This is a genomic window from Paraburkholderia sp., from assembly GCF_047605525.1.
Taxonomy (GTDB): Bacteria; Pseudomonadota; Gammaproteobacteria; order Burkholderiales; family Burkholderiaceae; genus Paraburkholderia.
On the sequence record NZ_JASGFN010000026.1, the window covers coordinates 23,340 to 48,313 of the forward strand.

The window sequence follows — 24,974 nt, forward strand, 5'->3', positions numbered from 1 at the left end:
GAGCTACAGCCCACCGCTCCGATACCGCCCCCGATAACGCGCGGGCGGAGCCCCGCACGCGCGAGAAAAGAATCGAGTGAAGGCCGTCGTCGACGCGAAACCGACCCGTTCGCTGATCTCGCTGATCGACATCGGCGTGGATGCGAGCAGCGTCCGCGCTTCGTCGATACGCGTTTGCATCAGCACTTCGCTGAAGGTTTTCTGCTCGGCCGCGAGCTTTCGCTGCAGCGTCCAGCGCGTCAGCGACAGCCGCTCGCAGACGATCGACTGCAAGCTCTTCGGCGCGAGCGCGTCCGCCTGCTCGCGCAGCACGTCGCGCAGACACCGCTCGACCGTCGGAGAAAAGCGCCCCCGCTCGCGAATCCGCCGCAGCATCTCATGCGCGGCATGCAGGTGAATCTTCGAGAGCGGCGCGTTGTAGACCTCGAACGCGCAATCCAGCGCCGACGACTGCAACACCATCCGGTTGCACGCCTGATCGAGTTCGACCCGCGCGCCCAGGGCGCCGCCCAGCGCCGCGACGGCCCCCGGCCGCGCGCCGGTAATGCCCGCGTCGCGCACGCGCAGTCTTTCATCGTAGAGCTTCGCGACGCTCGCGATCAGCGCGAAATTGCCAAGCGCGCTCGATGCATCGCGGCCTTCGCCTTCCACCACATACTCGAAGGCGATCTGATCGCCGTGTTCCTGCATGACGAGCCAGTCGACATTGCCGATCAGGTCGCGATACGCGACGTAATTGCGCAATGCATCGCGCAGCGTCGGGCAGTTGCAGAGCACCCCGGCCAGCTCCGGAAAATACAGCAGACACTGCGACACATCGCCGTCGGGTGCGCCTTGCGGCATGCTGCGCTCCGCGAGCCTGAGCATCGCGACGTGCCTGTCGCCGGAAACGCGCGCGTCCGCCGCGGCGATATCGGCCGCGTCGATGCCGATGTCGTGTGCGACTTTCGCGGGATCGAGACCCTGGCGCTCCGCTGCGTCGAGCAATCCGCGATAGATACGTGCTGATACGGTCTTCTGGCGCAACTCCACTGTGCCTCCTCCGGTTGAACCCTGTCCGCGGGTTTTCCTGAGCCCTCATCGGTCAATTGCTGCACCCGTCGGTCAAGCGCGTTTTGGACGCATCCCTAGAATTTCTTACGGCGTAATACCGCCAGCGCCAAGCGTAACAGGACACGTCGCGTGCCGGTAGCCCGCGAGATAAAGCGATGCGACACACAACCCCTCACACAGAATGACAACACGGAGCGAGATGATGACAAGGAAACTGACGATTCCCTTTGCCGTAACCGCGATCGCCTGCGGCGTCGCGCTGGTGCTCGCCGCCTGCGGCAACGGCAGCGACGTCAGTTCACCGCCGTTGCCGACCGATCCCGATGCGCGTGCCGATGCGCGCGCCGCCGCGCTCGTCGGGCAAATGACGACCGCCGAAAAGATCCAGCTCGTGCACGGCGTGGGCATCCCGAACGCGGGTCTCGGCGGCCCGTATCCGGCCGGCGTCAACGGCGCCGGCTATATCCCCGGCATTGCGCGACTCGGCATTCCGGGTCTGGCGATGGCCGATTCGGCCGGCGGCGTCAACGTCGCGAATTCGAATGCGACGGCCTTGCCCGCGCCGGTGGCGCTCGCGGCAAGCTGGGACCCGAATCTGGCGAACGAGTACGGCGCGCGCATCGCGACCGAGCTGCGCGTGCTGGGTTACGGCGAAGGCCTCGGCGGGGGCGTGAACCTCGCGCGCGAACCGCGCGACGGCCGCACCTTCGAGTACATGGGCGAAGACCCGGTGCTGAGCGGCACGATGAGCGCCGCGCGCACGATCGGTACGCAGGCGCAAAAGGTCATCGCGACCATCAAGCACTACGCGATGAACGATCAGGAGACGAACCGGATGACCAGCAACTCGGTAGTCGACGAACGCACGATGCGCGAAACCGAACTGCTCGCGTTCGAGATCGGCGTCACCCAAGGCTCGCCCGGCAACGTGATGTGTTCGTACAACCTGGTGAATGGCGTGTATGCGTGCGAAAACCCCTATCTGCTGACCACGGTGCTGAAGAACGAGTGGGGCTTCAAGGGCGTCGTGCAGTCCGACTGGACCGCCACGCATAGCACGGTGGCTTCCGCGCTGGCCGGCCTGGACGAGGAAGAGCCCGGCGATATCGGCGGCGGCGGGTCGATTGCGGGCTTTACGATCACGTCGTACTTCAACGCGGCGCTCGCGAATGCCGTCAATGCCGGCAACGTGCCGATGTCGCGGCTCAACGACATGGTGCAGCGCAAGCTTCGCACGATGATCCGCTACGGCGTGTTCGATGCGCCGCCGACACCCGGCGGCGCCGTCGATCAGACCGCGGGCAATGCGCTCGCGCTGCAGGTCGCGCAGCAATCGTCGGTATTGTTGAAGAACGCGGTGGCCAGCGGCGATAGTCAGCCGGTGCTGCCGCTGAACGCGGCGGGGCTCTCGTCGATCGTCGTGATCGGCGGTCATGCCGATGCGGGCGTGCTGTCGGGCGGCGGTTCGGGCGCCGTGCCGGCGGCCGCGGGCAATGCGGTGTCCGGTTGCGTGTCGCCCTCTGCGCTGCTGAGCACTTGCGCGACGTGGTACAAGTCCGCGCCGCTCGATGCGATCAAGGCCAAGGCGCCCAACGCAAGCGTGACGTTCGTCGATGGCACGGACCCGGCAGCCGCGGCCACCGCCGCCGCGAAGGCGGACGTGGCAATCGTGTTCGCGACGCAATGGGAAACCGAGGGCGCGGATCTGCCGAGCCTGAGCCTGCCGGACAATAAGACCGACAGCTACAACCAGAGCTACGATCAGAACGCGCTGATTACCGCGGTCGCGGCGCAGGCGAAACGCGTGATCGTCGTGCTCGAGAACGGCAGCCCGGTGCTGATGCCGTGGCTCGGCAACGTGCACGGCGTGCTCGAAGCATGGTATCCGGGCGTGCAGGGCGGACAGGCGATTGCCGATCTGCTGTTCGGCGACGTGAACCCGTCGGGCAAGCTGCCGATCACGTTCCCGGTGCAGGATGCGGATCTTCCGCAGCAGACGATCTCCGCGACCGATACCACCGTCAACTACAGCGAAGGGCTCCTGATGGGCTATCGCTGGTACGACGGCAAGCAGATCGCGCCGTTGTTTCCGTTCGGGTACGGCCTGTCCTACACGAGCTATGCGTACTCGGGCCTCGATGCCCAGGTCGATGCGAGCGGCAACGTGACCGTGACCTTCACCGTGAAAAATACCGGCTCGCGCGCAGGCGCGGAAATCGCCGAACTCTATGCGGCGCTGCCGGGTGGTTTGGGGGAACCGCCGAAACGCCTCGTCGGCTGGCAAAAGGTTGCGCTGCAAGCAGGACAGTCGCAGCAGGTCAGCCTCTCGATCGCGCCGAAGCTGCTTTCCACGTGGGATGCGACCAACCATGCGTGGAAGCTCAATGGCGGGGTCTATCAGTTGATAGCGGGGGCTTCTTCGCGCGATCCGAATGCGTTGACGACATCGGTGACAATCGCGGGGCATTGAGCGAAGGGCGCTGTTGCGCCCCGTCAAGCTACAGCGGCGAGCCGCCCGCGCCCGGCGGGCGGCTCCGCTTCATTTCACCCTACTCCGCTCGCACCGCCGCGAGCGCCTCGTTGAGCGTGCGGCTCGGACGCATCACCGCATCGAGCTTGTCGAAGTCGGGCTTGTAATAGCCGCCGATGTCGGCCGGCTTGCCCTGCACGGATGCCAGCTCCGCGAGAATCGTCTGCTCGTTGGCGGTCAGTTGCGTCGCGAGCGGCGCGAAGCGCGCGGCCAGTTCCGCGTCGTCCGTCTGCGCGGCCAGCTCCTGCGCCCAGTACATCGCGAGATAGAACTGGCTGCCGCGATTGTCCAGCTCGCCGGTCTTCGGGCTCGGGCTGCGGTTGTTGTCGAGCAGCTTGCCGGTGGCGGTATCGAGCGTCTTCGCGAGAATCTTGGCCCTGTTGTTGCCGGTCTTGATGCCCAGTTCCTCGAGCGACACCGCGAGCGCGAGGAATTCGCCGAGCGAGTCCCAACGCAGATGGTTTTCTTCCACGAGCTGCTTCACGTGCTTCGGCGCCGAGCCACCCGCGCCGGTCTCGTACATCCCGCCGCCCGCCATCAGCGGCACGATCGACAGCATTTTCGCGCTCGTGCCCAGCTCCATGATCGGGAACAGGTCCGTCAGGTAATCGCGCAGGATGTTGCCGGTGACCGAGATCGTATCGAGCCCGCGCACGACGCGCTCGAGCGTGTAGCGCATCGCGCGCACCTGCGACATGATCTGGATGTCGAGGCCGGTGGTGTCGTAATCCTTCAGGTAGGTCTCGACTTTCCTGATGAGCTCCGCTTCGTGCGGGCGATACGGGTCGAGCCAGAACACGGCCGGCGTGCCCGAATTGCGCACGCGCGTCACGGCCAGCTTGACCCAGTCGCGGATCGCCGCGTCCTTGACCTGGCACATGCGCCAGATGTCGCCTTCCTCGACGTTCTGCGTGAGCAGCACCTCGCCCGTCGCCAGATCGACGATGCGCGCCTCGCCGTCTTCCGGCACTTCGAAGGTCTTGTCGTGCGAGCCGTATTCTTCCGCTTTCTGCGCCATCAGCCCCACGTTCGGCACGGTGCCCATCGTGACCGGATCGAAGTTGCCGTTGGTCTTGCAAAAGTTGATGATCTCCTGGTAGATGCGCGCGAACGTGCTCTCCGGAATCACGGCCTTGGTGTCCTTCGGACGGCCGTCGGCGCCCCACATCTTGCCGCCGATACGGATCATCGCCGGCATCGACGCGTCGACGATCACGTCGTTCGGCGCATGCAGGTTCGAGATGCCCTTGGCCGAGTCGACCATCGCCAGTTCCGGACGGTGCTCGTGGCACGCATGCAGATCGCGGATCACTTCCTCGCGCTTCGATTCCGGCAACGTCTCGAGCTTCTCGTACAGATTGACGAGGCCGTTGTTGACGTTCACGCCGAGCTCCTCGAACAGCTTGCCGTGCTTCGCGAACGCGTCCTTGTAGAAAACCTTCACCGCGTGACCGAAGACGATCGGGTGCGACACCTTCATCATCGTCGCCTTCACGTGCAGCGACAACATCATGCCGGTCTTGCGCGCGTCTTCCATCTGCTCTTCGTAGAACGCGAGCAACGCCTTCTTGCTCATGAACATGCTGTCGATGATCTCGCCGTCCTGCAGCGCGACCTTCGGCTTCAGCACGATGGTCTTGCCGCTCTTCGTGACGAGTTCCATCTTCACGTCGCGTGCGTGATCGAGCGTCATCGACTTTTCGCCGTGATAGAAGTCGCCGTGGCGCATATGCGCGACGTGCGTGCGCGACGCCATGCTCCATTCACCCATGCTGTGCGGATGCTTGCGCGCGTAATTCTTCACCGCGGCGGGCGCGCGGCGGTCCGAGTTGCCTTCGCGCAGCACCGGGTTCACCGCGCTGCCGAGACACTTCGAATAGCGCTGGCGGATCGCCTTCTCTTCGTCGGTCTTCGGATCTTCCGGATAGTCGGGCACCTTGTAGCCCTTCGCCTGCAATTCCTTGATCGCGCTCATCAACTGCGGCACCGATGCGCTGATGTTCGGCAGCTTGATGATGTTGGTGTCGGGAAGCAGGGTCAGGCGGCCCAGTTCCGCGAGGTTGTCGGGCACACGCTGCGCGTCGGTCAGGAACTCGGGGAACTCGCCGAGAATCCGGCCCGCGACCGAAATATCGCTGGTGTCGACCCGAATGCCCGCCGGCGCCGTGAAGGCCCGGATGATCGGCAGAAACGCGCTGGTCGCGAGCAGCGGGGCCTCGTCGGTGAGGGTGTAGATGATGGTCGGTTTCTGGGTCGTCATTGCTGGGCTCTGGGCAGGCAGTTGGAAGACATCTCGCATGCGTCATCCGGGCAGGATGCACACACGTCGACCGGGATTCGGACGACACGGAGGACAGAACCGCCGCGCGTCAATGGCGCCGCCGCCGGGCCGGGGTTCACAAAAGCGGAACGGGATGGCGAACACGACGGCCTGCTTCGCGCAGCGGGTAGCACGACCGGATTCTGCCTCATTTTCGGGGGCGTGGAAAAGCGGGGGTTGTGCGGCGCGGGGGAAGCGGTGTGGAGAGGGGGTGGGTGTTGATGTCAGGTGAGGCGCACGCGGCGGCCGGTCTGATGATTGCGTTCGCCGATGCTTCGGAATGTGAACGAACGTGCGGTATGGAAACGTTGTCAGGTGGATGGCGTTTGTGGTTGAGCGGGTCGGGAACGTTTTCAGACGTTATTTGGTAAGCGAGGGGTACTCACGCTATCGAACAGACGGCTTGCATCTGGATGGCCGCGGGCGGATAATGCATCGCAATTGCGATGCTTCGAGAGACGTGATGAAATCCGCTACCTTCCCATCCATCCGGGTCGAACCGGAACTGCGCGATGCTGCCGAAAGCGTCCTCCGCGACGGAGAAACGCTATCGGGTTTCGTCGAACAATCGATCCGCGAGGGCGTTGAACGGCGTCTCAATGAAAGTGAATTCATTGCCCGTGGCATCACGTCGCGTGAAGAGGCACGGCGTACCGGTGACTATCTGCCCTCGTCCGAAGTGCTGGAGAGACTCGGGCGGCGACTCGACGTCCTTCGCAAAACCAAGCGGAAGTCTCGATGACGTACGAGGTTCGATTCACGCGTAAGGCTTCAGATGATCTGGACCGTCTTTATGGATTTATTGTCGATCGCGACGATGCCGACGTCGAATTCGCTGCCCGCGCGCTTGTGGCCATTACCGCCGGAATCTCCACTTTGGAGTCGTCGCCGTTCACTTGCCGAAAAGCACATCCATCAATGCCGTTTCTGCGGGAACTGATCATTCCGTTCGGCGCATCGGGATATGTTGCCCTGTTCGAGATCGACGATGATCGGACTGTAACGATCCTTGCGGTGCGCCATCAGCGGGAAAGCGATTACCACTGAGCAGGAATAGATCCGGTAATCGGTCGCGCGAGCCTCGCGTCAGCCCACGCATCGCATCACGCTGCGCCGTCTGTCGTCAGGCAAGAATCTCCCGCCAGCACGACAGTTTCTGCTCGAACCGCAGCATGGCATTCGCCGGGCTCGACGAAGGCAACACGAGCGTTTCATACCCCGCCGCCCCAATCACTTCCGCAAACCGCCCCGCCGTCTTGCCATTGAAGCAAACCTTCTTCAGCAACGGCGCGTGCTCTCGCAACGACGCGAAGTCATTCGGTTGTGCGTTACGGATTGCCGAATCGAGACTGCCTTCGCGATGGCAGGCATCGAGCACGTCCCAGATGCCGATGCCGTGGGATAACACGCGCGTGAGGCGTTGTTCGTAAGGGAGTTCGTGGAGCGAGAGTTCTTCGAGCACCGCGCCCAGAAGCCGCCAGAACTGATTGCGCGGATGCGCGTAATACTGCGTCGCGGCCAACGACGCCTCACCGGGAAAACTCCCCAGAATCAACGTATGAGTATCAGCCGCGACCACGGGTGGAAAACCGCGCAACATCAGCGGCTCCGGACGTCAGAAGTGCGCGGCGCGACATGCGCGCGCGACGCGGTGTGCTCGAGCGGACGGCCGTGCTCACGGATGCGCGCATGCGCGACGTGATCAGCATTTGCGCCCGCACCCGAACCTCCCGCCCCGCTCGAGGAAACCAGATGGCTCCACAACGCCGGCAACATGCATTCGGTGACCATCAACGGCTCCCCATGCCGCTCGAACACCGAGCGGCGCGCGACGAGAACATGCGGAGCGACCCCATCAATTTCACGCACCGCCAGCCGATACAACGGATGCCGCTCCCCCACCCTGCGGCTCACCAGCGACGATCGCGCGACACTGCTATCGCTATACAGCAGCTCCGCAAGCGGCCGCGTGCGCAACCGTCGCGTGGCCTGCCAGACGCCGACGCTCGCCGCGCGCGGCGTTACGCTGTGCGCGGCGACGAATGGCACACCGTCCACCGACAGCACCACTTCCCGCACCCACACCGGCGCGCGCGGCGCGAGTCCGAGCGCGGCCACTTCGTCCGGCCACGGCAGCGCGACGGCTTCGCGCGTCACGCGCACCGCGACCGCGCCGAGCACGCGCAAGTGCGCGGTCAGCGAACCACCGCGAGTCAGCCAGTCTTTCTGGGCAGCACTGAAGCTGGGTAAGGAGGCAACGCGCCAGTGGGCGTCGGCGGGATCGAAACGGCTAGGCATGGTGTCGGATTATAACGGCGCGGTTGGTCAGGATTTCGTGACCATAGGCCACCGTCTTCCCACCAGGCGCAAAAAAACGCGCTGCCGAAGCAGCGCATTTCCCGATCAAACTCAAACCCCAGCTCAACCCGCCCGCGACAGCAACAACGCATTGGTCCGCTTCACGAAGCTCGCTGGATCCTCGAGCGAACCGCCTTCCGCCAGCAACGCCTGATCGAACAGCAGATGGCACCAGTCGTCGAAATTCGCGCTGTCCGCGTGCAGGCCCTTCACCAGCGCGTGCTCCGGATTCACTTCGAGAATCGGATGGAACTCCGGCGCCTGCTGGCCCGCCGCCTTCAGCATGCGTTGCAGGTAGCCGCTCATTTCGCCGTCGTCGGCGACGAGACACGACGGCGAATCGGTCAGGCGGAACGTCAGACGCACGTCCTTCGCTTTGTCCTTCAGCGCTTCCTTCATCTTCTCGACGAGCGGCTTGAACTCTTCGCCGATCTTCTCCTGCGCCTGCTTCTCCTCGTCGTTCAGCGCGCCCAGATCGAGATCGCCGCGCGCGACGCTCTGCAACGGCTTACCGTCGAATTCGTTGAGGAACGACAGCATCCACTCATCGACGCGATCGGTCAGCAGCAGCACTTCGACGCCCTTCTTGCGGAACACCTCCAGATGCGGGCTGTTCGACGCGGCCTGCCACGTGTCGGCGGTCACGTAGTAGATCTTCGTCTGCTCGGGCTTCATGCGCGCGACGTAGTCCGCCAGCGAAACAGTCTGCTCGGCCGTGCCCGTATGCGTCGACGCAAAACGCACGAGCTTCGCGATCCGCTCGCGATTGGCAAAGTCTTCGCCGATGCCTTCCTTCAGCACCTGGCCGAATTCCTTCCAGAAGCCCGCGTACTTTTCCTTGTCGGCATCGTTGTCGGCGTTCGCGAGTTCTTCGAGCATCGACAGCGCGCGCTTCGTCACGCCTTCGCGAATCGCCTTCACATCGCGGCTTTCCTGCAGGATTTCACGCGATACGTTCAGCGGCAGATCGGCCGAATCGACCACGCCCTTCACGAAACGCAGATACGCGGGCAGCAACTGCTCGGCGTCGTCCATGATGAACACGCGCTTCACATACAGCTTCAGGCCGCCGCGCTGCTCGCGGTTCCACAGGTCGAACGGCGCGTGCGCCGGCACATACAGCAACTGCGTGTATTCGCTGCGGCCTTCGACGCGGTTGTGGGTCCACGTGAGCGGATCCTGATGATCGTGCGAGATGTGCTGGTAGAACTGCTTGTACTGATCTTCGGTGATGTCGTTCTTCGCGCGGGTCCACAGCGCGCTGGCCTGGTTGACGGTCTCGTCCTCGTCCTTCGTGACCATCTCGCTCTTTTCCGCGTCCCACTCTTCCTTCTTCATCAGGATCGGCAGCGCGACGTGGTCCGAGTACTTCTGGATGATCGACTTCAGGCGATACGACGACAGCAGCTCGTCCTCATCGGCACGCAGATGCAGCGTGATCGTCGTGCCGCGCGCGGCGCGCTCGATCTGCTCGACCGCGAAATCGCCCTCGCCCGTGCTTTCCCAGCGCACGCCTTCCGAAGCCGGCAAGCCGGCGCGGCGCGTTTCGACCGTGATTTTGTCCGCGACGATGAAGCCCGAGTAGAAGCCCACGCCGAACTGGCCGATCAGCGCCGCGTCCTTCTGCTGGTCGCCCGACAGCTTGCCGAAGAATTCCTTGGTGCCCGAGCGCGCGATCGTGCCGAGGTGCGAAACCGTTTCGTCGCGGCTCATGCCGATGCCGTTGTCGTCGATCGTGACGGTGCGCGCGGCCTTGTCGTACGACACGCGGATCCGCAGGTTCGGATCGTTCTCGTACAGCGCGCTGTTTTCGATCGCCTCGAAGCGCAGCTTGTCGGCCGCGTCGGACGCGTTCGAGATCAGCTCGCGCAGAAAGATTTCCTTGTTGCTGTACAGCGAATGGATCATCAGTTGCAGAAGCTGCTTCACTTCTGCCTGAAAGCTCATGGTTTCTTGTGCCACGGTCGGATTCCTCTCTGTTCTCTCTGTTGCGAATAGGTTCGGACGGCCTCGAAGCGGAGTTCGGGCCGGGCTCCGGCCTGGCTTGAAAGCCGGGCTGTGCCGGATCGTCCGCGCAAATGGGGACGCTCCGGCGCGGTTTCAAGAGGCGCGCCGCGCGACGCCGTCGAGATAGCGGGTGAAAAACGCCGGTAGTTCCGGATCGCCGCAGTTGGCGATGTTGAAGCGCATCCACGTGCTCGGCGACTGCTGTGGCGAAAAGAGACCGCCGGGCGTCAGCAGATAGCCGGCTTCGTGCCCGGCCGCGGCGAGCGCGCCGGCATCGACGCCGGTGTCGGCCCACAGGAACATGCCGGCGGTCGGCGTCAGGAACAGCTTCATGCCGGTCTTCTCGATCATCCGCACGGCCTTTTCGCGCACGCCGTCGAGCCGCGCGCGCAGGCGCTCGACGTGCCGCCGGTAATGGCCCTCGGTCAGGATCTTGTAGATCACGCGCTCGTTGAGTTCGGGGCTCGTCATGCCGACCAGCATCTTCTGGTTGCTGACCACCATCGCGACTTCCGGCGCGCACGCGATGAAGCCGACCCGCAGATTCGGCGCGAGCGTCTTCGAGAAGCTGCCGAGATAAATCACGCGCTTCAACTGATCGAGGCTCGCGAGCCGCGTGCCCGGATAGCCCGGCGGGCACAGGTCGCCGTAGATATCGTCCTCGACGACGATGAAGTCGTACGCCTCGGCCAGACGCAGGATGCGGAACGCCTGCGCGGCGGAGAGCGACGTGCCGGTCGGGTTCTGCAGCACCGAGTTGATCACCAGCATTTTCGGTCGCCATTCCTGCACGAGTGCTTCCAGCGCATCGAGATCCGGGCCGTCCGGCGTGTACGGCATGCCGACGAGCCGCGCGCCCTGCGCGGCGAAGCAGCCGAACATCTGGAACCACGCCGGATCGCCGACGATCACCGCATCGCCCGGCTTCACGTAGATGCGCGAAATCAGGTCGATCGCCTGCGTGATGCCCGACACCATCACGATCTGTTCCGGCGACGCGCCGATCTCCAGCTCTTCCAGCCGCGTCTGCAATTGCTGGCGCAGCGGCAGAAAACCCTGCGCGGTGCCGATGCCGAGCATCTGCGCGCCGCTTTGCCGGCCGAGCGTGCGCAGCGCGTTGGTGATCAGGTCGCCGTCGAGCCAGCGGGCCGGCAGATAACCGAGACCGGGGCTGCGCTCGGGCCGCGCGCCGGTATGCAGCATGTTGCGCAGCAGCCAGACGACGTCGATATTGACCGGCGCGGGCAGCGTCTCGGCGCGCGGCCGCAGCTCGGTGACCGCCGCGCCGCCGTGGCGCTCGCGCACGTAGAAGCCGGAGCCGCGCCGCGACTCCAGAAAGCCCTGCGCGACCAGCCGCTCGTACGCCTCGACCACCGTGAAACGCGACACGCCCTTGTCGAGCGCAAGCTTGCGGATCGACGGCATGCGCATGCCGGGGCGGAATACGCGCTCCTCGATGCGGCGGCGCGCCCACTGGACGAGCTGTTCGACCAGCGTCAGCGACGCGGTGTCGTGCGGGGCGGGAATCTGGGCAAGCGGGACGGACATGACGGGCTCCAACTGTACCGAACAGTATCGCGTCGATTGTACCGTTACTGTGCAGGTCTTGATCGTTACATTGAATGCCGGGCCTTGGTCCGCCAACCGCCCGCATGGCCCGCCGATCCGGCAAACGGTTATGCTTACGACCCCGGGCAGCGCAGCCTTTAAGCGGCGTGGCGCGCACCGGCTTCCGCGCAGAAACCGTTTCCACCGATCCGCCATGACAGTTCCGATCGCTCATTCGCTCAGTCTCGATCACCTGGTGATTTCCGCCCGCACCCTCGAGGAAGGCGTCCAGTACGTCGCCGACACGCTCGGCGTCGCGCCGGCCGGCGGCGGCGCGCATCCGCTGATGCGCACCCACAACCGCCTGCTGGGGCTGTGGGGTGGCGTCTATCTGGAAGTGATCGCGATCGATCCGCTCGCACCCGCCGCGGCCGACGGCAAGACAGCGCGCCCGCGCCTGTTCGCGCTCGACGACCCGGCCACCCACGCGCGGCTCGAAAACGGCCCGTATCTGTCGCATTGGGTGGCGCGCGTCGAGCGGCCGAAGCGTCTCGCGACGTGGCAAGCGCAGTATCCACAACGGATCGCGCCCATAGTGGCGATGACGCGCGGCGATTTCACGTGGGGCCTGTCGGTGCCCGACGACGGATCGTTCCCCGCCTGGCAAGGCGCCGGCGACGGCGTGCTGCCGTCGCTGATCCAGTGGGACTCGCCGCGCCATCCGTCGGCCGTGCTGGCGCCGGCGAACCTCGCGCTGAAGGCGCTGAGGGCCGTGCATCCGCGGGCGGACGTGATCGGCGAGCAACTGCGCTGGCTCGGCGCCGCGCATCTGGTCGACGTGCAGCCGGGCGACGGCGCCGCGGCACTCGTCGCCGAATTTGAAACACCCGAGGGTCCGCGGACCCTCGCATAAGCAGCGCGCGAGTTGAGCGCCGACATCGCCAACCCGTGCAGACTCGCGCGATAATCGAAATTTTGACCGGTTCCAGAAATACCAGCAGAGGAGATCATGGACCAAAGCGACCTGAAAGCCCCGACGTGGCAATTGTCCGAACGCGCACGCAAGCTCACGAGCTCGGCGATCCGCGAGATCCTGAAGGTCACGGAACGGCCCGAGGTCATTTCGTTCGCCGGCGGCCTGCCCTCGCCGGCCACCTTCCCGGCCGAGCGCATGCGCGAAGCCGCCGACCGCATTCTGCGCGACACGCCGGCCGCGGCGTTGCAGTACAGCGCGACCGAAGGCTATGCGCCGCTGCGCGAATGGATCGCGCAACGCTATTCGGTCAACGGCGCTCGGATCCGTGCGTCGCAGGTGCTGATCACGACCGGCTCGCAACAGGCGCTCGATCTGCTCGGCAAGGTGCTCGTGTGTCCGGATAGCCCGGTGCTGGTCGAAACGCCGACCTATCTCGGCGCGCTGCAATCGTTCTCGATGTACGAGCCGCGCTACGTGCAGGTGCCGACCGACGACCAGGGCCTGATTCCCGAAGGCCTGACGCCCGAACTGACGAAGGACGCGCGCCTGCTGTACGCCCAGCCGAATTTCCAGAATCCGACCGGCCGCCGCCTGCCGGTCGAGCGCCGCCGCGCGCTCGCCGAATTCGCGAAGACCGCGCCGTTCCCGGTAATCGAGGACGATCCGTACGGCGCGCTCGACTACGCGGGCGAACCGCTGCCGACGATGCTGTCGATGGCGCCGGATCACATCGTCCATCTCGGCTCGTTCTCGAAGGTGCTCGCGCCGGGCCTGCGGGTCGGCTACATCATCGCGCCCGAAGAGCTGATCTTCAAACTCGTGCAGGCCAAGCAGGCCACCGATCTGCACACGCCGAGCTTCACGCAGCGCATCGTGCACGAAGTGGTCAAAGACGGTTTCCTCGACACGCACGTGCCGACCATTCGCGAGCTGTATCGCAACCAGTGCGAAGCGATGCTGAACGCGCTCCAGCGCTACATGCCCGCAGGCGTGAGCTGGAACCGTCCGGAAGGCGGCATGTTCATCTGGGTCGATCTGCCCGCGCGGATCGACAGCATGAAGCTGCTCGAGGAAGCGGTCGCGCGCAACGTCGCGTTCGTGCCGGGCGGTCCGTTCTTCGCGAACGAAGCGCGGCACAACACGCTGCGTCTGTCGTTCGTCACCGTGCCACCGGCTAGAATCGACGAAGGCGTGGCGCGTCTCGCCGAACTGGTTCGCGCGAAGATCTGACCGGCGCGCGCCGCCCGCACTAACGCACTATCACCGAATCGAGGTCTCAACATGGCTCAATCGAATGTGTATGACAAGCTCAAGGAACTCGGCATCGAACTGCCGGCGGCAGGCGCGCCGGCAGCGGCCTATGTGATGAGCGCGCAAAGCGGCAACACGGTGTACCTGTCGGGCCACATCGCGAAGAAGGACGGCAAGGTGTGGGTCGGCAAGCTCGGCGCGACGATGGGCACCGACGAAGGCAAGGCCGCGGCGCGCTCGATCGCGATCGATCTGCTCGCCACCCTGCATGCGCACGTGGGCGATCTGAACCGCGTCACGCGCATCGTCAAGCTGATGAGCCTCGTCAACTCGACGCTCGAATTCACCGAACAGCATCTGGTCACGAACGGCGCGTCCGAACTGGTCGCCGACGTGTTCGGCGAACGCGGCAAGCATGCGCGCTCGGCGTTCGGCGTCGCGCAGATCCCGCTCGGCGCGTGCGTCGAGATCGAGCTGATCGCCGAGGTCGAATAAGCCGGTCAGTAACGAGCCGGCGTGGGCCGGTCATTCGCACGGAATTCACGCCGCGTCATCCATCGAGCGCGCCGCCCGGACCCACCCCGGCGGCGCGTTCTGCTTACGACAACGGTGGATCGCCGGCACGCACGCGGATAGAATCCGCGAAGCCCGTCAACGCCTTGCACGTCTGTCCCGCCAATCATGTCGATGCCCGCTCACACCGTCCGCTTCAAACAGGTCGACGTGTTTACGTCGACGCCGTTCAAAGGCAATCCGCTGGCCGTCGTATTCGATGCCGATGCACTCGATACCGCGCAGATGCAGGCCATTGCGCGCTGGACCAATCTCTCCGAGACCACGTTTTTGCTGAAGCCGGACGATGCGGCCGCCGACTATCGCGTGCGCATCTTCACGCCGGGCGGCGAACTGCCGTTCGCGGGCCATCCGACGCTCGGCACCGCGCATGCGCTGCTCGAAAGCGGCTACCCGCCGAAGCAGGCCGGCAAGCTGATCCAGCAATGCGGCATCGGTCTCGTCGAACTCGAAGCGCTCGACAGCGCCGACGGCACGCATAACGCATGGGCATTCGCCGCGCCGCCCGCGCGCGTCACGCCGCTGGCCGCGGATCATTACGAAGCGCTGTCTACGGCGTTACGTTGTCATGCGATCGATTTCAGCGCGGCGCCCTGCGCGGTCGACAACGGTGCGCCGTGGCTCGTCGTGCGTGTCGATTCGGCGCGCGCCTGTCTCGAACTCGAACCCGATGCCGCGGCACTCGCCGAACTCGTGCAGTCGGTCGACACGCATGGCCTCGCCGTCTATGGCCCGCACGACGCCGCTGGCCCCGCGACGTTTGAAATCCGCTGCCTGATGGCCGGCGGCGGTTTCGGCGTCGGCGAAGACCCGGTGACGGGCAGCGCCAATGCCGCGCTCGCGAGTCTGCTGAACGCCCAGCAACGGCGTCCCGGCGCGCGCTACACGGTACGTCAGGGTACGGTGCTGGGGCGCGCGGGCGACGTGTCGGTTCACTACGACGACGCGCGCGGCAAGATCTGGATCGGCGGGCCAACGGTAACGATCATCGACGGCACGTGTCGGCTCGCGTAGCCGGCGTGGCGGGCGTCGTGAGGCAGGATGCGTTGCGAGGCGAGCGCACCGTTCGAGGTGGTTCTGGCCACTGGAATCCGACGCCGCGTCCTGCCGCATCCAACCACAAAAAGCCTTATTGCGTTGCGTCGGCATTCAGGGGTTTATGCTCGTCGAATCGCGAGAGCCTTGCTGGAAACCGCGCTTTAGCAGGCGCCGTACCCGATGAAATAATCAAGAAATCACCGATAAATTGCCGCATAAAAATAGCCCGGCCGGCCTCGGATTCAACGCGACCGGGCACCCGGCCCGCCAGCGTATACCCCATGCCCGGACTCTTCCTTAATCCAGTGGCATTCAGTAATATCGAAACATATACGATGACCTATGGACGGTCAGGCACGGCGCCACGCCCTCTCCTCCTGCGCAGCAGCTTCGGCACCACCTTGGTCACCATGCAGCGATCCATGAAATCAGCGCAGTCGATGCCCGTGCTTTTGCAACCGGCCCGCCTCCAGCAACGGGCCGCACGATGAGCCAATCCCGTTTCTCCGACCTGCGCGAAACGAGGCCGCGCCGCGACTCGCTGATCACGCGCCGGCGGGCGTTGCTGGTCATTCCCGCGCTCGGCGTGCTGGTGCTGATTCTGCTGTGGGCGGTGATTTTCGCGCGTCTGTCGGTCGAGAAAGAAGCGACCTATCGCGAAGCGATGGCCTCCTCCGCCATTCTTTCGGCGGCACTCGAGCAGCACACGATCAAGGCCATTCACCAGGTCGACCAGATCACCCGCTTCGTCAAATACGAGTTTGAAAAAACACCGAATCATTTCGATCTCGCGAGCACGGTCGAAAAAGGTGTCGTGCAAAGCGAAACGCTCGTGCAGGTCTCGCTGATCGACGAACACGGCAAGCTGATCGCCAATACGGCCGAACTCAACCCGAAGCACATCGATCTGTCCGACCGCGAGCACTTCAAGGTCCACGAGCACGAGAACGACGATCAGCTCTACATCAGCAAGCCGGTGCTCGGCCGCGTGTCGGGTCACTGGACCCTGCAGATGACGCGCCGTCTCAATCATCCGGACGGCTCGTTCGCGGGCGTCGTGGTGGTCTCCGAAGACCCGAGCTATTTCACGTCGGACTTCTACAACAACGCGGCAATCGGCCGCGAAGGCGTGATCGCGGTGATCTCCGACAACGGCACCGTGCTCGCGCGGCGCACCGGCAACGTCGACCAGGCAAGCGGCACGTTCACCGCGAGCGGCACGTATCCGACCTCGGAGCACGTGTCGGGCACCTACGTCGATTCGATCGACAACGTCACGCGCATCGTGTCGTACCGGCATATCGACGGCTATCCGCTCGGCGTGCTCGTCGGTCTTTCGCAAGCCGAGGAATTCGCCGACTACAACCACACGCGCAACGTCTATCTGTTGATGGCGGCCTTCATTTCGCTCGCGATGCTGAGCTTCTTCGCGGTCGCGACCGGGCTGATCGGCAAGCTGCTCGGCCGCGAACGCGAGATGACGCACCTCGTCGAATACGATCTGCTGACCGGCCTGCGCAACCGCTATGCGACGCTGCAGGCGCTGCGCCACGACGTCTCGCTGCCGTTCAATCTCGGCCGCCTCGCGATCCTCTTTATCGATCTCGACAACTTCAAGACCGTCAACGACACGCTCGGCCACAACGCCGGCGACATCGTGCTGCAGATGACCGCCTCGCGCCTCGCCGCCGCGGTCGGCGACGGCGGCGCGCTCTCCCGCATCGGCGGCGACGAGTTCGTCGTCGTGATTAAAGGCGACGACGTCGAGAAGCGCGCGGTCACGCTCGCCGAAGCCGCCAGCGCGGCCTTCTCGAAACCGTTCGAAGTGCGCGGCAGCTCGTTCGTGCTGCATGCGAGCATCGGCATCGCGCTGTATTCGGTCGCGAACGAAAGCGAGATCGATCTGCTGAAGAAGGCCGACCTCGCGATGTACAGCGCGAAAGATGCCGGCAAGAACTGCTATCAGTTCTATTCGCCGCATCTGTCGCATCGCGCGGACCATCTGATGAAGTGGGAGCAGCAACTGCGCGTCGCGCTCGCCGAAGGACAGTTGTTCCTCGCGTATCAGCCGAAGATCGATCTGACGCTTCGCTGCATTACCGGCTTCGAGGCGCTAGTGCGCTGGAACCATCCGCAGCACGGTCTGATTCCGGCCAACGAATTCATTCCGGTCGCGGAATCGACCGGGCTCATCGTGCCGATCGGCGACTTCGTGATCGAAACCGCGTGCCGCCAGCTCGCGCTGTGGCAGCAGCAGGGCTACGACACCCTGTCGCTCGCGGTGAACATTTCGGCGGTGCAGTTCTGGCGCGGCGATCTGTTCGAAACGATCTCGCACGCGATCGAGGAAACCGGCATCTCGGCGCGCCGCCTCGAACTCGAGATCACCGAGACGACGATGATGGAATATCCCGAACTCGTCTCCGAAAAGATCTTCGCGTTGAAGCGTCTCGGCGTGCGTATCGCACTCGACGATTTCGGCACCGGCTATTCGTCGCTCTCGTATCTGAACCGCTTCTCCGTGGATACGCTGAAGGTAGACCGCTCGTTCGTCCAGGCGATTCCGGGCGACCGCAGCGTCTGCGTGATGGTCACCGCGATCGTCAACCTCGCGCGCTCGCTCGGGCTCACGGTGGTGGTCGAAGGCACGGAAACCGAGGAACAGATTGCGTGGCTGGCCGCGCTCGGCCATATCGAGGCACAGGGCTTCCTGTTTTCGCGTCCGGTGCCGGTCGAGGCGATCCCGGCACTGCTCGAACGCTTCGGGGTATGCGGCGTGAGCAACGCCGGCGGACGCCGCGCCGCGCAGGAAAGCGACAGCACGAGCAGCATGTCCAGCACTAACAACTAGGAACCAGGGATGAGCGCCCGCGTACCGGGTGCCCACGGCGCCATGCAGACCATCACCAGCGAGGATGCGGCCGGACATGGGCAACGGGAACCGTTATGGACACTGTTCCGGGTCGTGCTCGGCCTGTCGGCGCTGTCGTGGGGTGGCCTCGCGCTGATGGCGCAGCTCGAGCATCACTACGTCGAACGCGAAGGACGCCTCTCGCGAGTCGCGTTCTCGGATCTGATCGCATTGGCATGGATGGTGCCGGGGCCGGTCGGCTGCAACGTCGCCGTGCAACTCGGCCACGTGTTGCGCGGACGCGCCGGCGCGTGGGTCGCGGGCGTCGCGAGCGTGCTGCCCTTCTTCATGCTGATGACACTGTTCGCGATCTTTTACCGCACGCCGCTCGTGCACGCAGTCGCGTCGCAAACGTTGCTGCATCACTTCAGCGTCGTGCTCGCGACGCTGATCGCGGTCACCTGGTACAAGCAGACGCGCGCGCTCGTGCGCGGCAAGCTCGAATGGAGCGCGGCGGTGCTCGGCTGCATCGCGCTCTTCTATGCGCACAGCGCCGCCGCGTATGTGGTGATGCTCGGCGCGGCCTTCGGCGCCGGCTGGTTCGCGAGCCCGGAGCGCGACACGCGCCTCACCGTGTCGCTCGAACGCGGCGACTATCGGCTGCTGGCCGCGCTCGGCGTGCTGCTCGTGCTGTTCGCGCTGCCGCTGCCGCCGCGCTATGAGCTCGCGCTGCTGTGGCCGCGCCTCGCGGGCGCGGGGATGACGCTGTTCGGCGGCGGCTTCTCCGCGTTGCCGGTATTGAAGACCTTGTTCGTGACGCCGGCGATCGGCGTATCGGACAACGACTTCACGCTCGCGTTTTCGCTGTCGCCGCTGTCGCCTGGACCGCTATTGAATGTGGTGCCGTTCTTCGGCTACCTGGTGGACGGCTGGGCCGGCGCGCTGATTGCGACACTGGCGCTGTTCGTGCCGTCGGGATGCCTCGTCGTGCTCGCGCAGCGGCATCTGCGTCAGTTGAAGGCGAACCCGCGCTTCGAGCACGGCATGCGAATTCTGCGCGCGGTCACGACCGCGTTTCTCGCGGTCGCGGTGCTGCGCATTGCCGCGCATGTCCCGCTAAAGCCGGTCTATCTGCTGACCGCGCTGTTCTCGGGGACGTGCTTCGCGAAGCTGAAGGTGCCGGTGTATGTGGTGTATGGGACGGTGGCCGCGGTGTGCGGCTTGTGGCTTTTTGCGCATGGCGCATCGGCGTGACGCCGCGGGTCATACCGCGCCCTCGAAGCCCTCGACGCCTTGAGCCGAGTCAGAACCCGCGCGACAGCACCGCGACGCCGATCGTCACGACGCCCAGCACGATATTGATCATCACGAGGCGCCGGATCGTGCCGACCGCCCGCGCGCCATCGGGCCACTTCTGCGCCTGCACCGCACGGCGGATGCGGGGAAACACCGCGAAGCGGATGTGGCCGAAGATCAGCATCATCACGATGCCGAGGCCGGCCATCGCATGCAGAGGCCAGCTCGCGTGGCCGCCGCCGAATTGCATCAACAGGAACCCGCCGCTGATCAGGATCACGAGTACCGAGGCGCCGACCCAGTTGAAGAAGCGGCCGAACACCGACTCCCACAGCGGCAGACGCAATTGCGGCGAGAGATCGCCAAGCGCCGGACGCAGGCAGAAATGCGCGAATACCATCCCGCCGACCCACACCGCCACCCCCAGCAGATGCAGAAACAGCGCGACCTCGATAGCCTTGTTCATGTAGTTTTCCTCTCCCGACGACGCCATGCCGCTTCGCACGGTTGATCCGGGCAGCGGCGGCTACTGAGCGCGTTCGACCATGCGTGCTGTATGCAGTTCCGGATGCCCATGGTTGTTGCGTCGTATTTTGTCGTTGTTATCGCGGCAACCCTGCCACCGCGACGCCACCGCTCTCCGTTTGCTTTCTACAGACTTCGTGCGACAGACAACTTGCAACAGCTTTTTTGCGATAAACGGCGAACGCCCCGCATGCTAGCAGGTGCACGCCGTTTATCAGTGTCAAACTTTGTTAAACGGGCAGCACCGGACGCATGCTGTCGAGCTTCAGCTTGCTCTCGGGCGAGCGTCCCTTGCGCGCGCGCTTGCCGACATGCGGCGCGAGCGCGGCGCCGCTCAGCTTCTCTTCATCGACACGGCCACCGCGACGCGTGCCGATCAGCATCACGCCGGCGGCGTTGATCGCGAGTGCCTGCACGAGCGTCTCGTTGTCGTCGAGCGCCATCAGCGTGACGCCGCGTCCGCCGCCCGACAGCGTCTTCATCTCGTCGAGACCGAACACGAGCAGACGCCCGCCCGACGACAGACACGCAACCTGCGTCGCGTCCGGCAGCATCGGCATCGGCGCGAGCGGCGCGGCGCCCGCGTCGATCGTCATGAACGACTTGCCGGCCTTCACGCGGCTCACCATGTCGCCGACCTTCGCGATAAAGCCGAAGCCGTTGCTCGACGCGAGCAGCAGCGCCTGTTCCGCCGACGCCGCGTAGTAATGCATCAGATGGCTGCCCGATTCGAGCTCGATCAGCGACGTGACCGGCACGCCGTCGCCTCGTCCGCCCGGCAGCATCGCAACCGCGACCGAGTAGACACGGCCATTGCTGCCCCACGCGATCAGCGTGTCCGGCGTGCGGCACTGGAACGCCGCGTACAGCCCGTCGCCGGCCTTGAAGCTGAAGCCGGCCGTCTCGAGCCCGTGGCCCTTCAGCGCGCGCACCCAGCCCTTCTGCGATACCACGACCGTGACCGGTTCGTCGACCACGCGCGCTTCGAACGTCGCGCGCTTTTCCTGCTGGATCAGCGTGCGGCGCTCGTCGCCGTACTGTTTCGCGTCGGCTTCGATTTCCTTGATGAGGTGACGCTTCATCGCCGATTCGCTGCCGAGCAGTTCTTCGAGCTTCGCCTTCTCGTCGCGCAGCTCGGCCAGTTCCTTCTCGATCTTGATCTTCTCGAGCCGCGCCAACTGACGCAGCCGGATTTCGAGGATGTCTTCGGCCTGGCGGTCGGACAGCCCGAACGCGGCCATCAGCGCGACCTTCGGCTCGTCCGATTCGCGGATGATGCGGATGACTTCGTCGATATTCAGGAAGACGATCATCCGGCCTTCGAGAATATGGATCCGGTCGTCGACCTTCGACAGCCGATGCCGCGTGCGCCGCGTGACCGTCGCGAAACGGAACGCGATCCACTCGTGCAGGATTTCGCTCAAGCCCTTCTGACGCGGCCGGCCGTCGCCGCCGACCATCACCATGTTCAGCGGCGCGTTCGATTCGAGGCTCGTATGCGCGAGCAGCGTATTGACGAACTCGGTCTGATCGATGCGGCTCGACTTCGGCTCGAACACCAGACGCACCGGCGCATCCTTGCCGGATTCGTCGCGCACCGCGTCGACGAGCGCGAGCAGCGTCTGCTTGGTCTGCAACTGCTCGGGCGTAAGCGCCTTCTTGCCGAGCTTGATCTTCGGGTTGGTCTGTTCCTCGATTTCCTCGAGCACCTTCTGCGCGGCCGTGTTCGGCGGCAGCTCGGTGATGACCAGTTGCCACTGGCCGCGCGCGAGGTCTTCGATCTTCCAGCGCGCGCGCACTTTGAGACTGCCGCGGCCGGTTTCGTACGCGGCGGCGATTTCCGACTCGCTCGAAATGATCTGGCCGCCGCCCGGGAAGTCCGGTCCCGGCACATGCTGCATCAGTTCCGCATGCGACAGCTTCGGATTGCGGATCAGCGCGACCGCCGCGCCCGCGACTTCGCGCAGGTTATGTGACGGAATTTCCGTCGCGAGACCGACCGCGATGCCCGACGCGCCGTTCAACAGCACGAACGGCAAGCGCGCCGGCAGCACCTTCGGCTCCTCGAACGAGCCGTCGTAGTTCGGCATGAAATCGACCGTGCCCTGGTCGATTTCGCTGAGCAACAGCTTCGCGATCGGCGTCAGCCGCGCTTCGGTGTAGCGCATCGCCGCCGCGCCGTCGCCGTCGCGCGAGCCGAAGTTGCCCTGGCCGTCGATCAGCGGATAGCGCATCGAGAAGTCCTGCGCGAGACGCACCAGCGCGTCGTACGCGGACTGGTCGCCGTGCGGGTGATACTTGCCGAGCACGTCGCCGACCACGCGCGCCGACTTGACCGGCTTCGCATTGTCGCCGAGGCCCATCTCGTTCATCGCGAACAGGATGCGGCGCTGTACCGGCTTCTGGCCGTCGCACACGTCCGGCAGCGCGCGGCCCTTGACCACGCTGACCGCGTACTCGAGATACGCGCGCTCCGCGTAGTTGCCGAGCGTCAGATAGTCGCCCTCTGGAGGCGGCGGCTCGTTGAAAAGGTCGAGAGTGTTATCGTCGTCCATCTAGATTCCGTGTCCGTGTTTCGCTTGAAGTTGCGTATGCGGCGGTAAAGCTGACGCGCGACGCGCTCAGATATCCGCTTCCACTTCGTTGCCCTTCTCTTCGAGCCAGGTGCGGCGCGACGCCGCTTCGCCCTTGCCCATCAGCATCGTCATGCGCGCGACGGTCGCGTCATAGTCGAGTTCGCCGAGCGCGACCGGTTGCAGGCGGCGCGTGTCGGGATTCATCGTCGTATCCCACAATTGCTCCGCGCTCATTTCGCCGAGACCCTTGAAGCGGCTGATCGACCACTGGTTTTCGCGCACGCCGTCCTTGCGCAGCTTGTCGAGAATCGCTTCGAGTTCGCCTTCGTCGAGCGCGTAGAGCTTCTGCGCCGGCTTCTTGCCGCGCGCGGGCGCGTCGACGCGAAACAGTGGCGGCCGCGCGACGCATACGTGGCCGCGCTCGATCAGCTGCGGGAAATGCTTGAAGAACAGCGTGAGCAGCAGCACCTGGATGTGCGAGCCGTCGACGTCCGCGTCCGACAGGATGCAGATCTTGCCGTAGCGCAGATTCGACAGATCGACCTTGTCGTCCGGATTGTGCGGATCGACGCCGATCGCCACCGAGATGTCGTGCACCTCGTTGTTCGCGAACAGACGGTCGCGCTCGGTTTCCCACGTGTTCAGCACCTTGCCGCGCAGCGGCAGGATCGCCTGATATTCCTTGTCGCGGCCCATCTTCGCGGAGCCGCCCGCCGAGTCGCCCTCGACGAGGAACAGCTCGTTGCGGCCGATTTCCGTCGATTCGCAATCGGTCAGCTTGCCCGGCAGCACGGCGACGCCCGAACTCTTGCGCTTTTCGACCTTCTGCCCGGCGCGCGTGCGCGCCTGCGCCTGCTTGATGACGAGATCGGCGAGCTTCTTGCCGTGCTCGACGTGCTGGTTGAGCCACAGTTCGAGCGCCGGCCGCGCGAACGACGACACCAGCTTCACCGCATCGCGGCTATTCAGGCGCTCCTTGATCTGCCCCTGGAACTGCGGATCGAGCACCTTCGCCGACAGCACGAACGACACGCGCGCGAACACGTCCTCGGCGAGCAGCTTGACGCCCTTCGGCTGCAGGTTGTGCAGCTCGACGAAGTTCTTGACCGCCTGATAGAGCCCGTCGCGCAGACCCGATTCGTGCGTGCCGCCCGCGGGCGTCGGAATCAGGTTCACGTACGACTCGCGCGTGAGCGGACCTTCCTCGCTCCACGCGACGACCCATGCGGCGCCCTCGCCCTCGGCGAACGTCTCCTCGCTCGAACGCGAGCTTTCCGCGTAGCGCTCGCCCTCGAACAGCGGAATCAGCAGGTCGCTGCCGTTCATCCCTTCGAGCAGATAGCCGCGCAGGCCGTCCTCGTATTTCCAGCTTTGCTGCTCGCCGGTTTTCTCGTTGACCAGCGTGACTTCGACGCCCGGCAGCAGCACCGCTTTCGAGCGCAGCAGGCGCTGCAGCTCGCCGAGCGGCAGGTTCGGGGAATCGAAGTATTTCGGATCGGCCCATGCGGTCACGCGCGTGCCGGATTTCTTGTCGCCCTTCGCGGCGGCGCGCACGGCGAGCGGTTTCGCGACGGCGCCGTGGGCGAAGCTCAGTTCGGCGACTTTGCCGTCGCGCCACACGGTGACGTCGAGCCGCGTGGACAGCGCGTTCGTGACCGACACGCCGACGCCGTGCAGGCCGCCCGAGAACGTGTAGGCGCCACCGGCGGCCTTGTCGAACTTGCCGCCCGCGTGCAGGCGCGTGAAAACGATCTCGACCACCGGCACGCCCTCTTCGGGGTGCAGGCCGAACGGAATGCCGCGGCCGTCGTCCTCGACCGACACCGAATGGTCCGTGTGCAGTGTGACCGTGATTTGCCGTCCGTAGCCGCCGAGGGCTTCGTCCGACGCGTTGTCGATGACTTCCTGAATGATGTGCAGCGGATTCTCGGTGCGGGTGTACATGCCGGGCCGTTGCTTGACCGGCTCCAGACCCTTCAACACCTTAATCGACGCTTCGCTATACGCGGCGTTCGGCTTTTTCGTAGACATGATTGACTCGGTGCGTCGGTTCATCGTTGTCCACAGGTCCT

General features: G+C 64.8%; 19 protein-coding genes. 9 read left to right on the forward strand and 10 right to left on the reverse strand.

The annotated features are described in order from the left end of the window. Positions 1 to 3: 3 nt before the first annotated feature. Entirely contained in the window at positions 4 to 1,032 is a 1,029-nt protein-coding gene (locus tag QM685_RS29560; protein ID WP_415122109.1) for a helix-turn-helix domain-containing protein, read from the reverse strand. Positions 1,033 to 1,255: 223 nt separating this feature from the next. On the opposite strand from QM685_RS29560, the gene QM685_RS29565 reads away from it, so the two are divergent. Continuing rightward, positions 1,256 to 3,523 carry a beta-glucosidase family protein gene (locus QM685_RS29565; protein ID WP_415122301.1) on the forward strand — a complete coding sequence of 756 codons (2,268 nt, stop codon included), beginning with the start codon at positions 1,256 to 1,258 and terminating at the stop codon, positions 3,521 to 3,523. A gap of 79 nt (positions 3,524 to 3,602) precedes the next feature. Here the strand turns inward: QM685_RS29565 and QM685_RS29570 are convergent, their stop codons facing one another. Then, positions 3,603 to 5,843, reverse strand: a complete 2,241-nt coding sequence (locus QM685_RS29570) for an NADP-dependent isocitrate dehydrogenase (RefSeq protein WP_415122111.1) — start codon at positions 5,841 to 5,843, stop codon at positions 3,603 to 3,605. A gap of 523 nt (positions 5,844 to 6,366) precedes the next feature. Here QM685_RS29570 and QM685_RS29575 point away from each other — a divergent pair. Both QM685_RS29575 and QM685_RS29580 read left to right on the forward strand, forming a co-directional pair. Further along, the gene (locus tag QM685_RS29575; RefSeq protein ID WP_415122113.1) at positions 6,367 to 6,645 is read left to right on the forward strand and encodes a YlcI/YnfO family protein; all 279 of its coding nucleotides are present in this window, start codon (positions 6,367 to 6,369) and stop codon (positions 6,643 to 6,645) included. Beyond that, a complete protein-coding gene (locus QM685_RS29580) occupies positions 6,642 to 6,950 on the forward strand; it encodes a type II toxin-antitoxin system RelE/ParE family toxin (protein ID WP_415122115.1) in 309 nt (102 codons plus the stop codon). The genes QM685_RS29575 and QM685_RS29580 overlap by 4 nt, the downstream gene beginning before the upstream one ends. A 76-nt stretch (positions 6,951 to 7,026) precedes the next feature. Here QM685_RS29580 and QM685_RS29585 read toward each other — a convergent pair whose 3' ends face one another. The 4 genes from QM685_RS29585 to QM685_RS29600 form a co-directional block, all read right to left on the reverse strand. Beyond that, positions 7,027 to 7,503 (reverse strand): DNA-deoxyinosine glycosylase, encoded by a 477-nt coding sequence (locus QM685_RS29585; RefSeq protein WP_415122117.1) that lies wholly within the window; start codon positions 7,501 to 7,503, stop codon positions 7,027 to 7,029. Further along, the gene (locus QM685_RS29590; protein WP_415122119.1) at positions 7,503 to 8,201 is read right to left on the reverse strand and encodes a chorismate--pyruvate lyase family protein; all 699 of its coding nucleotides are present in this window, start codon (positions 8,199 to 8,201) and stop codon (positions 7,503 to 7,505) included. The genes QM685_RS29585 and QM685_RS29590 overlap by 1 nt, the downstream gene beginning before the upstream one ends. 123 nt (positions 8,202 to 8,324) lie before the next feature. After that, positions 8,325 to 10,223: a molecular chaperone HtpG gene (gene htpG, locus QM685_RS29595; RefSeq protein ID WP_415122121.1), complete on the reverse strand. Its 1,899-nt coding sequence runs from the start codon at positions 10,221 to 10,223 to the stop codon at positions 8,325 to 8,327. Positions 10,224 to 10,361: 138 nt separating this feature from the next. After that, positions 10,362 to 11,816 carry a PLP-dependent aminotransferase family protein gene (locus QM685_RS29600; protein ID WP_415122123.1) on the reverse strand — a complete coding sequence of 485 codons (1,455 nt, stop codon included), beginning with the start codon at positions 11,814 to 11,816 and terminating at the stop codon, positions 10,362 to 10,364. A gap of 214 nt (positions 11,817 to 12,030) precedes the next feature. On the opposite strand from QM685_RS29600, the gene QM685_RS29605 reads away from it, so the two are divergent. From QM685_RS29605 to QM685_RS29620, 4 genes are all read left to right on the forward strand, one after another. Next, on the forward strand, positions 12,031 to 12,729 hold the full coding sequence (locus tag QM685_RS29605) for a VOC family protein (protein ID WP_415122125.1): 699 nt from the start codon (positions 12,031 to 12,033) through the stop codon (positions 12,727 to 12,729). Positions 12,730 to 12,825: 96 nt separating this feature from the next. Next, complete coding sequence (locus tag QM685_RS29610; protein ID WP_415122127.1) at positions 12,826 to 14,022, forward strand: PLP-dependent aminotransferase family protein; 1,197 nt, start codon at positions 12,826 to 12,828, stop codon at positions 14,020 to 14,022. A 51-nt stretch (positions 14,023 to 14,073) separates the two neighbouring features. Continuing rightward, the gene (locus QM685_RS29615) at positions 14,074 to 14,538 is read left to right on the forward strand and encodes a RidA family protein (RefSeq protein WP_415122129.1); all 465 of its coding nucleotides are present in this window, start codon (positions 14,074 to 14,076) and stop codon (positions 14,536 to 14,538) included. A gap of 192 nt (positions 14,539 to 14,730) precedes the next feature. Next, positions 14,731 to 15,630: a PhzF family phenazine biosynthesis protein gene (locus tag QM685_RS29620; protein ID WP_415122303.1), complete on the forward strand. Its 900-nt coding sequence runs from the start codon at positions 14,731 to 14,733 to the stop codon at positions 15,628 to 15,630. Positions 15,631 to 15,745: 115 nt separating this feature from the next. Here QM685_RS29620 and QM685_RS29625 read toward each other — a convergent pair whose 3' ends face one another. Continuing rightward, positions 15,746 to 15,937 carry a hypothetical protein gene (locus QM685_RS29625; RefSeq protein ID WP_415122131.1) on the reverse strand — a complete coding sequence of 64 codons (192 nt, stop codon included), beginning with the start codon at positions 15,935 to 15,937 and terminating at the stop codon, positions 15,746 to 15,748. Between the two features lie 204 nt (positions 15,938 to 16,141). Between QM685_RS29625 and QM685_RS29630 the strand changes: the two genes are divergently transcribed. Together QM685_RS29630 and QM685_RS29635 are read left to right on the forward strand one after the other, a co-directional pair. Beyond that, positions 16,142 to 18,505 carry an EAL domain-containing protein gene (locus QM685_RS29630; protein ID WP_415122133.1) on the forward strand — a complete coding sequence of 788 codons (2,364 nt, stop codon included), beginning with the start codon at positions 16,142 to 16,144 and terminating at the stop codon, positions 18,503 to 18,505. Positions 18,506 to 18,547: 42 nt separating this feature from the next. Then, on the forward strand, positions 18,548 to 19,759 hold the full coding sequence (locus tag QM685_RS29635; RefSeq protein WP_415122305.1) for a chromate transporter: 1,212 nt from the start codon (positions 18,548 to 18,550) through the stop codon (positions 19,757 to 19,759). A 49-nt stretch (positions 19,760 to 19,808) separates the two neighbouring features. Here the strand turns inward: QM685_RS29635 and QM685_RS29640 are convergent, their stop codons facing one another. The 3 genes from QM685_RS29640 to QM685_RS29650 all read right to left on the reverse strand — a co-directional run bounded on the left by QM685_RS29640 (position 19,809) and on the right by QM685_RS29650 (position 24,933). Then, entirely contained in the window at positions 19,809 to 20,267 is a 459-nt protein-coding gene (locus QM685_RS29640; RefSeq protein WP_415122135.1) for a CopD family protein, read from the reverse strand. A gap of 289 nt (positions 20,268 to 20,556) precedes the next feature. After that, complete coding sequence (gene parC, locus QM685_RS29645; protein ID WP_415122137.1) at positions 20,557 to 22,881, reverse strand: DNA topoisomerase IV subunit A; 2,325 nt, start codon at positions 22,879 to 22,881, stop codon at positions 20,557 to 20,559. A 66-nt stretch (positions 22,882 to 22,947) separates the two neighbouring features. Further along, positions 22,948 to 24,933, reverse strand: a complete 1,986-nt coding sequence (locus tag QM685_RS29650) for a DNA topoisomerase IV subunit B (RefSeq protein ID WP_415122139.1) — start codon at positions 24,931 to 24,933, stop codon at positions 22,948 to 22,950. Positions 24,934 to 24,974: the final 41 nt, after the last annotated feature.